Annotated in this window: 11 protein-coding genes and 2 tRNA genes; 10 read left to right on the forward strand and 3 right to left on the reverse strand. The window is 43.8% G+C overall.

Annotation, left to right across the window (positions count from 1 at the left end):
• Positions 1–14 precede the first annotated feature (14 nt).
• From H6629_21735 to H6629_21760, 6 genes are all read left to right on the forward strand, one after another.
• Entirely contained in the window at positions 15–1,298 is a 1,284-nt protein-coding gene (locus H6629_21735) for a dihydroorotase (GenBank protein MCB9070406.1), read from the forward strand.
• Positions 1,299–1,591: 293 nt separating this feature from the next.
• Positions 1,592–3,514: a molecular chaperone DnaK gene (gene dnaK, locus H6629_21740; GenBank protein ID MCB9070407.1), complete on the forward strand. Its 1,923-nt coding sequence runs from the start codon at positions 1,592–1,594 to the stop codon at positions 3,512–3,514.
• Positions 3,515–3,634: 120 nt separating this feature from the next.
• Positions 3,635–4,282: a nucleotide exchange factor GrpE gene (locus H6629_21745; GenBank protein ID MCB9070408.1), complete on the forward strand. Its 648-nt coding sequence runs from the start codon at positions 3,635–3,637 to the stop codon at positions 4,280–4,282.
• Positions 4,283–4,651: 369 nt separating this feature from the next.
• Positions 4,652–4,900, forward strand: coding sequence for a carbon storage regulator CsrA (csrA, locus tag H6629_21750; GenBank protein ID MCB9070409.1), 249 nt, complete (start codon positions 4,652–4,654; stop codon positions 4,898–4,900).
• Between the two features lie 252 nt (positions 4,901–5,152).
• Positions 5,153–6,988, forward strand: a complete 1,836-nt coding sequence (locus H6629_21755) for a 2-oxoacid:acceptor oxidoreductase subunit alpha (GenBank protein ID MCB9070410.1) — start codon at positions 5,153–5,155, stop codon at positions 6,986–6,988.
• Positions 6,985–8,013, forward strand: coding sequence for a 2-oxoacid:ferredoxin oxidoreductase subunit beta (locus H6629_21760; protein ID MCB9070411.1), 1,029 nt, complete (start codon positions 6,985–6,987; stop codon positions 8,011–8,013). Before H6629_21755 ends, H6629_21760 begins: the two co-directional genes overlap by 4 nt.
• 52 nt (positions 8,014–8,065) lie before the next feature.
• On the opposite strand, the gene H6629_21765 is transcribed toward H6629_21760, so the two are convergent.
• The 3 genes from H6629_21765 to H6629_21775 form a co-directional block, all read right to left on the reverse strand.
• Positions 8,066–8,152, reverse strand: a tRNA-Ser gene (locus tag H6629_21765).
• Positions 8,153–8,160: 8 nt separating this feature from the next.
• Positions 8,161–8,625 (reverse strand): tRNA adenosine(34) deaminase TadA, encoded by a 465-nt coding sequence (gene tadA / locus H6629_21770; protein ID MCB9070412.1) that lies wholly within the window; start codon positions 8,623–8,625, stop codon positions 8,161–8,163.
• 34 nt (positions 8,626–8,659) lie between these two features.
• A tRNA-Arg gene (locus H6629_21775) sits at positions 8,660–8,733 on the reverse strand.
• A gap of 533 nt (positions 8,734–9,266) precedes the next feature.
• Here H6629_21775 and H6629_21780 point away from each other — a divergent pair.
• The 4 genes from H6629_21780 (at position 9,267) to H6629_21795 (ending at position 12,088) form a co-directional block, all read left to right on the forward strand.
• A complete protein-coding gene (locus H6629_21780; GenBank protein MCB9070413.1) occupies positions 9,267–10,262 on the forward strand; it encodes a bifunctional oligoribonuclease/PAP phosphatase NrnA in 996 nt (331 codons plus the stop codon).
• On the forward strand, positions 10,259–10,645 hold the full coding sequence (locus H6629_21785) for a (deoxy)nucleoside triphosphate pyrophosphohydrolase (GenBank protein ID MCB9070414.1): 387 nt from the start codon (positions 10,259–10,261) through the stop codon (positions 10,643–10,645). Before H6629_21780 ends, H6629_21785 begins: the two co-directional genes overlap by 4 nt.
• Before the next feature lie 180 nt (positions 10,646–10,825).
• A complete protein-coding gene (locus tag H6629_21790) occupies positions 10,826–11,131 on the forward strand; it encodes an STAS domain-containing protein (protein ID MCB9070415.1) in 306 nt (101 codons plus the stop codon).
• A 12-nt stretch (positions 11,132–11,143) separates the two neighbouring features.
• Positions 11,144–12,088 carry a response regulator gene (locus H6629_21795; GenBank protein MCB9070416.1) on the forward strand — a complete coding sequence of 315 codons (945 nt, stop codon included), beginning with the start codon at positions 11,144–11,146 and terminating at the stop codon, positions 12,086–12,088.
• The last annotated feature ends 220 nt before the right edge of the window (positions 12,089–12,308 follow it).

The raw sequence follows: 12,308 nt of genomic DNA on the forward strand, positions 1-12,308 counted from the left end.
CCAAATATCAGCCGTTGCCGGAAAAATTGTTGCTAAAAAACGCTCATGTGGTCGATGCCGCACTGGATATCGATGAAAAACAGGATGTGCTCATCCAAAACGGTGTGATCGAATCCGTCGGCAAAATTCCCGCAGATGGCTTCGATGGCATTGTGGAAGATCTGCAGGGCAAAGTGCTCTCACCCGGCTGGATGGACATGCACGTGCATCTCCGCGAACCCGGTCGGGAAGATGAAGAAACGGTGGAAAGCGGTTCGCTGGCTGCCGCAAATGGCGGTTTTACGGCAGTTTGCTGCATGCCCAACACCACGCCGGCAATCGATTCGCAGGAAATTATTCAATATATAATCGATCGCGCGAAAGGCTCGCTCGTCAATGTTCATCCGGTTGCGGCGATCACCAAACACCGTGATGGCAACGAATTGGCGGAAATTCTGGACCTTGTCGAACAGGGCGCCGTAGCCATTTCCGATGATGGCGATCCGGTGATGAGTGCCGGAATTATGCGCCGCGCGCTGGAATACAGCAAAATGGTCGATATCCCCATTCTCGGTCACGAAGAGGACAAAACGATGACCGAAGAAGGACACATGCACGAGGGATTTTGGTCAACGCGATGGGGCATCGGCGGGATTCCGTCGATTGCGGAAGATGTGATGATCGCCCGTGATATTATGTTGGCAGAATACACCGGCGGCAGATTTCACGTTCAGCATATTGCCACCAAAGGCGGCGTTGATCTGGTTCGGCAGGCAAAAGCAAAAGGCATTTCGGTAACCGCGGAAGCTTGCACCCATCACTTTACACTGACTGACGAAGCGGTGAAAAATTACGATACGAATGCCAAAATGAAGCCGCCGTTACGCGGCGCAGACGATGTCGCGGCAATTTTGGAAGGCTTGAAAGATGGCACAATCGATGTGATCGCCACGGACCATGCCCCGCATTCGTGGGAAGAAAAAGCCTCAGAATTTATTTACGCACCGTTCGGAATTGTGGGGCTGGAAACCGCAATGGGACTATCGATTACCCAACTGCTGAAACCCGGCATCCTGGATCTGAAATCGATGATTGCCAAATTAACGGTGCATCCGTATCGCATTTTGCGGTTGGAAGTGCCGGTTATCCAAAAAGGAAAGGCGGCAAACATTACCATTTTTGATCCCGCCGCAACCTGGAAATTTGATGTAAAACGCAGCCTCTCCAAAAGCACCAACACGCCTTTCAACGGCTGGGAACTGACCGGCAAACCGCACAAAGTGATTCACAACGGATTATTTTTTGAATCCGTGCTCTAAAAAATGAGACCATTTTCTTCAGCGCGGCTGGTGAAAATCCGGCCGCGCTTTTTTTCGCTCGTCACATGGTTTGTCATCATGGCATGCTAAAATGGCATACTGTCACATTGTCACTTAAAATACATTCCTTTTTTGATAAATCAATATTTTTCATAAACCCAATGAAAACAATCTTTTAAAGAATAGATGTGTTTTTGGCACTATTGTTGTATTAATACTGTGCGCGAATAAAAGTGTGAAGAAATGACAATAATTTATTACGAATAAAACGATCCACAAGGAGGAATAACATTATGGCAACAAAGAAAGTAATCGGCATCGATTTGGGAACAACCAACTCAGTCGTATCTGTGATGGAAGGTGGCGAGCCCACCGTAATTCCAAATTCCGAAGGTAGCAGAACCACCCCATCGATCGTCGGGTTTGCAAAATCCGGTGAAATTCTGGTTGGCGCAACAGCCAAACGCCAGATGATCACCAACCCGAGCAACACCGTTTACTCGATCAAACGCTTTATGGGACGCGGATTATCCGAAGCCACCGAAGAATGCAAAATGGTGCCCTATAAGCTGAAAGACGGTGTAAACAACCTCGCGGTTGTGGAAGCCGGCGGAAAAGAATACACGCCACAGGAAATTTCCGCAATGATTTTGCAGAAAATGAAACAAACTGCGGAAGATTATCTCGGTGACAAAGTGACCGACGCGGTCATTACCGTTCCGGCATATTTTAATGACAGCCAGCGTAAAGCAACTAAAGAAGCCGGTGAAATTGCCGGTTTGAACGTATTGCGCATCATTAACGAGCCAACCGCCGCAGCGCTTGCTTACGGTTTGGAAAAGAAAAGTAATCAAAAAATTGCGGTTTACGACCTCGGCGGTGGAACCTTCGATATTTCCATCCTGGAAATTGGCGACGGCGTTTTCGAAGTGAAATCGACCAACGGTGATACCCATCTCGGTGGTGATAATTTTGACCAGCGCGTTGTCGATCACATTGCCGAAGAATTCAAAAAAGAGAACGGCATCGATCTGCGGAAAGATCCGATGGCGTTACAACGTTTGCGCGAAGCGGCGGAAAAAGCCAAAATCGAGCTCAGCAGCACGCTGCAAACGGACATCAACTTGCCGTTTATTACCGCAGATGCATCCGGACCGAAGCACTTGCAAATGACCCTCACCCGTTCGAAATTTGAACAATTGGTTGAAGATCTGAGCCAGCGCACTCTGGTTCCGGTTCAAAAAGCGTTGGATGACGCCGGATTGTCCACCTCGGAAATTGACGAAGTGATTCTGGTTGGCGGCTCAACCCGCATTCCGCGAATCCAGCAGCTGGTAAAAGAAAAATTCAACAAAGAAACGCACAAAGGGTTGAATCCTGATGAGGTTGTGGCTGTTGGCGCAGCCATTCAAGGTGGCGTTTTGGCTGGCGAAGTGAAAGATGTGCTGTTGCTGGACGTAACCCCGCTTTCGCTGGGAATCGAAACGATGGGCGGCATTTTTACCCGCTTGATCGAACGCAACACCACCATTCCTACCCGCAAAAGCGAAGTGTTCACCACGGCGGCAGATAACCAACCTTCCGTAGAAGTGCATGTGCTGCAAGGCGAGCGCGAACTGGCGCGTGATAACCGCACGCTCGGCCGCTTCATTTTGGATGGTATTCCGCCCGCACCGCGCGGCATTCCCAAAATCGAAGTTACGTTCGATATCGATGCAAACGGTATTCTAAACGTATCCGCCAAAGATTTGGCCAGTGGACGCGAACAGAAAATCCGCATCGAAGCGAGCAGCGGTTTGAGTGAAAACGAAATCGAAAAAATGGTGAAAGATGCCAAAGAAAACGCAGCGGAAGACCGCAAACGCCGCGAACTGGTAGATGCCCGAAACGCAGCAGACAGCCTCGTTTATCAAACCGAGAAGAATTTGAACGATTACGGCGATAAACTTGGTGCGGATGTAAAAAATAAAATCGAAGCCGCTGTCGGTCGCGTGAAAAGCGTGAAAGATTCCGAAAATGTTGGCGACATTCGCTCTGCAGTGGATGCCCTCAACCAAATCTGGAACGAAGCATCGACCAACCTGTATGGACAGGAAGGCGCACCCGGTGCTGCCCAAGCGCAAACAGATGCAGCAGGCGAAGCCGATAAAAAAGGTGGCGACTCTGTAGAAGAAGCTGATTTCGAAGTTGTTGACGACGACAAAGACAATAAATAATACTGCCTTTCAAACGGGCTGGTATCCAATCCAGCCCGTTTTTACTTTGCCAAAACAGATGACAACTGTTTGTAATAAATAACAGTTAAATCCTTTTTCAGGAAGGGGGTTCACTAAACAATGGAAAAAACAATTGAAACGGAAGATAAAATCAATGTTTCACCGGAAGCGGAAGAAAACCGGATGAACGATGATGAATCTTCTGAAAATAAAATGGATGAGCCGTCCGAATCTCCGGTGGATGAAATTGCTGATGCAACTGAAGCTGAATCCGAAGAAACGAAGTCGCCGGATCTGAATATCAAGTTTAGCGCTGATCAGCTCATGGAAAAATTACGGCTTTCCGATGAGCAAAATATTCGGTTGCGTGCGGAATTTGCAAATTACAAAAAACGCATCGAACGCGAGCAAATTGAATTTGCTGTTTATCTCAAAGGGGAAGTGCTCAAAGAGTTCATGCCTATTCTGGATGATTTCAAAATGATGCTCGAAACCGCCGAAAAAAAGGAGAACGAGGAAAGCGTTTTACAAGGTGCACGGATGATTTACGAAAAATTTCTCTCGTTGCTGAAAAAACAGGGTGTTCAGATAATCGAAGCAGTGGGAGAGGAGTTCGACCCAAATCTTCACGAAGCATTGATGATGCAACCCACAGAAGACAAGTCGAAACACAACCGTGTGCTTCAGGTATTTCAGGACGGATTTACGGTTGGTGACAAATTGCTGCGTCCGACCAAGGTAATTGTCGGGCAATATCAAGATGAGTAATATGTATAATTATACTGAATAATTTATCAAAAGGGGAGCCGTAAAGTTCCCCTTTTTTGTTGTATATCCAGCATAATCGAAAAAGACTTCAAATCCCCAACCTATCTGTAATGCTTGATAAATAATGAAATTAATTCAGAAAAAGTGAAAATAATCCATGTTTGCCTATTGATTATTATTTTTACCCGGTATATATTGATTAGCGATTGGCCACCTGTAAGTTTATGCGAATATTGATAAAATTTAACTATTGCTAAATTTACTGAATTGTGTTAAAATCTTCTAATAGGCTATATCATAAGCTATTTCGAATTGCAGAGATGAGAGATTTTGTTTACATTTATTAAACAAACTTGATGAGGTAAGTATATGCTAGTATTAACAAGGAGGTTAGGTGAGTCCATCAATATCGGTGATAATATTAAAATCACTGTTGTTGATATTGATGGAAAGCAGGTAAAGATTGGCATTGAAGCGCCAAAGGACATTTCCATTTTTCGTGAGGAAGTGTACGAGCGCATCAAAAAAGAAAATCTACGGGCTGCAGCCAGTGCGACATCTGACCAATTGAAAAAAGCTGCTCAAATCTTCAAAAAAGATTCCAAAGAAGACGAATAATTATTTTCGTCCCGTATTAAACTCACCCTTTCAGCCACTCCCAACAGTCATCATTTTAAATATAATATCCGGCGCGATTTAATTTATGTCGATCGCGCCCTTGCGTATTGTTAGTGAAACAGTCTACTGATGTTGCGTTTTGCAACTTCAATTGCAATTCACACATATTACATTTTGAAAAATAAATTGAATGCAATAAATTGAACCGATTTTATCGCAAGGGGTAAAAAGGTAAACTTTATTGGGGATTCTATGAAGCAAAATGCAGCGCTGAAAAGCGTAACGATACGTTTTTTGGGTGATTCCGGCGACGGGATGCAATTAACCGGAACCCAGTTTACGCGAACAACCGCTATTGCCGGAAATGATTTGAGTACAATGCCCGATTTTCCTGCAGAAATCCGGGCGCCTGCCGGCACATTGTATGGTGTATCCGGTTTTCAGATTCAGTTTAGCAGCGAAACCGTTTACACACCCGGAGACGAAGCTGATGTGATCGTCGCAATGAACCCTGCAGCTTTGAAAACAGGGCTGAATTATCTAAAAGAAAACGGCGTGATCATTTTAAATACAGATGCCTTCACCGAGCGCAATTTGCGATTAGCAAAATATGATGAAAATCCACTGGAAAATTCATCCCTAACGGGTTATCAGGTTTTTCCTGTAGAAATGACCCGCCTCACCAAAGATGCACTAGAAAACGTGACCCTAAGCCATAAAGAAAAAGACCGTTGCAAAAACTTTTTTGCACTCGGAATGATATACTGGCTTTACAATCGGTCGTTAGATACAACGCTCGAATGGATCAAAAGAAAATTTGCTGCACAGCCGGATTGGTCCGAAGCGAATAGTGTCGCGTTAATTGCCGGTAGAAATTTTGCGGATTCTAACGAGCTATTTCAAACGTCTTACGAAGTGCCGCATGCGACAATAGAGCCTGGCATTTACCGACGGATTACCGGTAACGAAGCATTGGCGTTGGGATTGGTTGCAGCCGGCACAGCCGCTGGCATTTCAATATTTTACGGTAGTTATCCCATTACGCCTGCCAGCGATGTCCTGCAATATTTGTCTGTTTATAAAAATTATGGCGTAAAAACTCTGCAGGCTGAGGACGAGATTGCGGCTGTCGGTGCTGCAATCGGTGCGTCGTTTGCCGGTAATATAGGCGTGACCGGCACCAGCGGTCCTGGAGTCGCGCTAAAATCTGAATTTTTGGGTTTGGCAGTGATGACAGAGTTGCCGTTGATTATTTTGAATATTCAGAGAAGCGGACCAAGCACGGGGATGCCCACCAAAACGGAACAATCGGATTTAATGCAGGCAATGTTCGGGCGAAGCGGCGAAGCGCCGATGCCGATTATTGCACCCTCCAGCCCGTCGGACTGTTTTTGGGCAGCTTACGAAGCGATACGCATTGCAACAACCTTTATGACACCGGTTATGGTGTTATCCGATCTGTATTTGGCTAACAGTGCGGAACCGTGGCGGGTGCCGCAAACAGATGCTTTGCCTAAAATTGATATAAAATTTGCAAAATCCACAGATGATTACGAGCCTTACAAACGAAACCCGGAAACGCTCGCACGCCAATGGGCAATTCCCGGAACAGCGGGTCTGGAGCACCGTTTAGGTGGACTGGAAAAACAGGATGTCACCGGAAATGTATCGTATGATCCGGATAATCATGAAAAAATGGTGCAGTATCGCGCAGATAAAGTGCAGCGCATTGCAGATGTTGTTGATGAGCCCAAATTGTTAGGGGATGAAAGCGGCGATGTTTTGATCGTCAGTTGGGGAAGCACATATGGTGCTGTTTTTACAGCATTTAACCAACTTCAGGATGCCGGGCATCGCGTTTCATTGCTCCATTTGCGATGGGTAAATCCATTGCCAAAATCTCTGGAAACGCATCTACGGAATTACAAAAAAGTAGTAGTGCCGGAACTCAATGCCGGTCAGTTATTATCTTTGATTCGGAGTAAATATTTGGTGGATGCAATTGGCATTAATAAAATAAAGGGATCGCCGTTTACAGTTCGCGAGCTGAAAACGGCAATCCTCAAACAGATCGGAGGGGATAAATGAGTGACAATATTCCGGTCGTCAATGGCGACATTCAAAAAATAGATTTCGGTTCGGATCAGGATGTGCGGTGGTGTCCCGGTTGCGGTGATTATGCCATTTTGGCACAAATGAAAAAAGTGCTGCCGGATCTCGGCGTCCCGCATGAAAAAGTTGTGGTAATTTCGGGAATCGGTTGTTCCAGTCGCTTTCCATATTATGTAAACGCATATGGTTTTCACACCATTCACGGACGTGCGCCCACGGTGGCAACCGGTGTAAAGCTGGCAAACCCGGATCTTTCGGTGTGGGTTATCACCGGAGATGGCGATGCACTGAGCATTGGCGGTAACCATTTGATGCACATTTGCCGTCGCAATATCGATGTCAATATTGTTCTGTTTAATAATCAGATTTACGGATTGACCAAAGGACAGTATTCGCCGACATCGCCAGTCGGAAGAGTAACAAAAACAACGCCTTATGGCTCGCTGGATCAACCGTTTAATCCGTTGTCACTGGTGTTGAGCGCCGGTGCCACATTTGTTGCCCGCACAATTGATCGGGACACAAAACATATGGCATCGATTTTCCAGAAAGCAGCCGAACACAAAGGCACTTCATTTGTGGAAGTTTATCAGAACTGTAACATTTTTAATGACGGCGCATTTGAAACGTTGACGAATCCAAAAACGAAGTTCGAACATCTGATTTATCTCGAAGATCAACAACCGTTGGCATATGGAAAATTACAGAAATTCGCATTTCGACAGGCTGGCTTTGGGTTGGAAAAAGTAGCTACAGATGATTCGATGCCGGAAGATGTGCTTACACATGATATTCAAAACAGGGATGATGCATATTATCATGCGCTTGCTAAAATGAATGAATTGCCGGAAATGCCAACGCCGGTGGGCGTTTTACGAGATGTCAAACGACCGGTTTATGATGAAGAGTTCTATAAACAAATTGATCAGGTCACAGCCAAAAAAGGCAAAGGTGACCTGAAGCAATTGCTGCTTTCAGGTGACACCTGGCAGGTAGATTAACGAATTTTGGGGTATGTGAAAAAAGCGGGTTAAGAAACCCGCTTTTTTTTTGCGGAGAAGGTGGGATTCGAACCCACGATACCCCAAGAGGTATACACGCTTTCCAAGCGTGCGCCTTCAGCCACTCGGCCACTTCTCCAATCGGGACTAATTTACATCCCGCAATTTTTTGAAAAAATCTTTCAAAATCATCGAACACTTGTTTTCCAAAACACCGCTAACAATCGATACGCGATGATTCAGTCTGTCTTCCTGCACTATGTTCATTACTGAGCCACAGGCACCCGTTTTTGGGTCCATCGTGCCGTAAACCAACATCGGAATTCGCGCCAGAACGATCGCACCGGCGCACATTGCGCAAGGTTCGAGCGTAACATACATGACAGTGTCCAACAATCTTCGCGAACCCAGATAATCAGCCGCCGCTGTTATAGCAATAATTTCCGCATGTGCGGTTGGATCTTGCAATTGCTCTATCTGATTATATCCACGACCGATAATTCTATTTTCATAAACCACAATCGCCCCAACGGGAACCTCTCTTGCCTGGTAAGCTTTCTCGGCTTCTCTGAAAGCTAATTCCATCCAATATTCGTGGTTTGCATCAAGCATGAGAAGCTACGTTGGGGCGACTGATTAAAATTCGTACGCCCGGGAGGACTCGAACCCCCAACCTCTTGATCCGTAGTCAAGCGTTCTATCCAATTGAACTACGGGCGCATCAAAGTGTAAATTCCAACTGTCGTTAACAGCGAGGCAAATATATTATCCTTAATATCGGTTTCAAAGAAAATTTTCATTTTTTTACATATTGATTTCGCGAGTTGACCGGGCAATTAAATAGCTGGTTAAACTGACGGATGAATTCGAAAAATATCAACACTGCGTTATTTCGTTCCGGATAAAAGTGAAAAAACACCAAAATTCTCCTGTCCGTTTGTATGATTAAAATAGATTGATATATTTTTTGATATTGTTTATTAAGCTGTATGTGTTGCCTAGACGAGCTATCATCTATTTCAATGTAGTATTTGTATCGCTAAAGTGTTATATTTGTTGTTATATTTTTCGATGATTGACATCCACCGTGGGCAAATTCAAATACCGATCAATTTAAAATATTTTTTAAAGTTGTCGTAAATGGATGTGTTGATTTTTGGTGATACCCCTTTTCATTCGTACAAAAACCTGTTGTTTATATTGATCGGGAAATAATATTTAAGCAAATCCAAAAGGTTTACGGAGACCGAATTATGCATGAGCTGGAAAACAAATGTGCAAACTTGCTCCATTTTATGAAGCAAAATGACAACTATCTGGTGACGGCTCATCTGGGTGCAGATGGTGATGCGTATGGGGCTGCGCTGGCTATCGCCTACTTTTTGGAGCAATCCGGTAAAAAATATGAAATTGTTTTTCATGATCAGAAACTGGATGAAAAATACGAATTTTTGTGGGGGTGGCAACGTATTAAAAGCTACGATTCGAATATGACCCAAAAATATGATGCAGCGATTGTAGTGGATGTGCCATCCCGTGCCCGGATTGGTGATCCTGCTAAATTGCTGCCGGATGCACCGTTTTGCCTGAAAATTGATCACCATCCCGTCGAAGACCATTTTACGGATTTTAGTTTTGTGGATACAAAAGCCAGTTCCACATGCCAATTGATTTACGAAATAATTTCGCGTAGCAGCGCAACGATGGATGCAACAATGGCCGATTTGTTGCTGAGTGGAATAATGTATGATACCGGGCGATTTTCCTTCGCAAACACCCGTACACGGGATTTCGAAATTGCTGCACATCTGACCTCATTGGGTATCAGCAGCAATATTATTGCGGGGAATTTATTTTTCAGTAACACTTTTGATGCGCTTAAAATTGTGGGTTACGGTCTGGCAAATATGCAGAATCATTTGAACGGTCAATTGTGCATAATTTATTTACCGTTGGAAATTATGCAGCAAGCCAATGGAGAAGATATCGACGAATTGGCAAATTACAGTTTGTCTATTCGTGGTGTCGAAGTGGGGTTGTATGTTCGCCACGCTGCATCGGATCTCACAAAAATCAGCTTTCGCTCCAAAGGAAAGGTTGATGTCAACAAAGTTGCCCGAATGTTTGGCGGTGGCGGGCATGTTCATGCTGCAGGTTGCCGAATTTCCACAGGCCCGGAAGATGTTTTGCCAAAAATCATTTCTGAAATTGAACGGCAGCTTGCGGAAAATTCTGTGGAGCCTAAATGATATATCTCCCTGTTTTGGCTGCGCTTATCAAAAATGATGATGGCGAAATATTATTGGCAAAACGTCGTGAAGATTTGTCAAATGGCGGGATGTGGGAATTTCCCGGCGGCAAATTGCACGTCGATGAATCACCCGAAACCGGTCTGATTAGAGAAATCAGGGAAGAACTCGGTGTGGATATTGAAGTAAATTTTCCGTTTCACATCGTTAGCCAACGGGACGGTGAGCGTGTTATTTTGTTGATGTCCTATTGGTGTAAGTTGATCAGCGGTCAATTCCATCTGCTGGATCACACAGAAATCCGGTGGGTTCAGCCGGAACAAATGTCGGCTTTACAGTTTAGCCCGGCAGATGTGGATATTGTACGTAAATTGCTGTCATAACATACAGTTCGTTCGCTTTTCGTATCCTTCCGAATAAATATAAAACTTAAATTATCACTCAACCTTTGAACCAATCCTGCCGAAATAATTACTGACAGGAATACGGTTTTTACTTGTGTATAACTTGATATTTAAAATTGAATTGAATTAGTTCCGTAAAATTACCAAAAGGAGTTTGTAATGGAATTTAAGTATGGCCAGCAAAATGGAACGCTTAACGTTTCAATTATCGGTGCTGTTGACAATGAAAATGCAGAAGAGCTGAAGTCCAAATTTCAGGATTTGATGCATAAAGATTTCGATTTGGCAATTTTCGATTTCACTTATGTGCCGTTTATTACCTCATCCGGCATTGGCAAATTGCTGATTTTTTACAAGAATGTAGTCGCAAAAGGCAAAAAAATGCGCATCAAAGGCATTAATGAAAATCTGTTGGAATTGTTTAAATCGATAAAATTGGATCAGCTGTTTCCCATAGAAAAATAATAGTTTATGGCGATGGAACATATTCAAAAACATATTCTGATCATCGATGATGAGCGGGAAGTTGTTGAAATCCTGGCTGAGTATTTCGAGGCGCAGGGTTACAAGGTTTCCAAAGCTTTTGAGGCAAAAGCCGGCATCGATTTGTTGGACAAAGTTCCCGATATATCGTTGGTAATTAGTGACATAGGTATGCCGGGAATGTCCGGTCTGGATTTCCTCAAAATTGTGAGCGAAACGAAAGAAGAAATCCCGATTATTATGATTACCGGTTTGAAAACGCTGGATCATGTCATTACAGCTATTCGATACGGGGCGAAAGATTATATCATCAAACCTTTTAAGCTGGATGAAGTGCGCAAAGTAGTGGAAAAAGTATTGCGGTATCGCATCAAATCTGAAAAGAAAGCGCGCATACTGGAATATGCTGATGCACTAAACGTTAGCTACACTTTTCCGACCAACAAAGCCGATCCCGGGGTAATTGCTTTCCATCTCGCAAATTATTTGCTGAATTCCGGATTTTGTAATAAAGAGCAATTCAATCAATATCATGTTGCATTTCTCGAAACATTGATTAATGCCATTGAACACGGCAATCTGGAGTTGCCGTCTGCAATGAAGGGCAATGATTTTGACAAATTGATGATGTTTGAGGAATTGCGGGAAAACCGGTTAGCCGATGCAAAATTCGGCGAACGTTTGTTAAAAATCAATCTGGTTTATAACGAGCGGTGTTTTTCACTTACCATTGCGGATGAAGGCCCCGGTTTTGATTGGAAAAGCTATATCCGAAACTCTGAAAATGGTGAAATCAATACAAAGCCTTATGGCAGAGGTTTTATGCTGATTCACCACATCATCGATGAGATATATTTTAATGAGCAGGGTAATGCCATTACGTTGGTCAAATCGCGAAAAAATCAACAGAATCTCACCTCAATGGCTTTAGTATCCTGAAATTAATATATTTTGGATGGTGAAAATCGTTGAATTAGATTCAATTCAACCTCACTTTTTGCTTTTGCTGTGTGCATAATTGAGAAATAATTCTTTATAGATCAGATTATTTTCCCGATAAATAACATTTTTTTTACCGACCGGGTTCTGGTTATTTCTGTAAGATTTGACACACCACCGAGATGTTGTGTTAATAGTATGGTCACAGCTTATTTTTTGG

This window comes from Calditrichia bacterium (assembly GCA_020634975.1).
Taxonomy (GTDB): domain Bacteria; phylum Calditrichota; class Calditrichia; order RBG-13-44-9; family J075; genus JACKAQ01.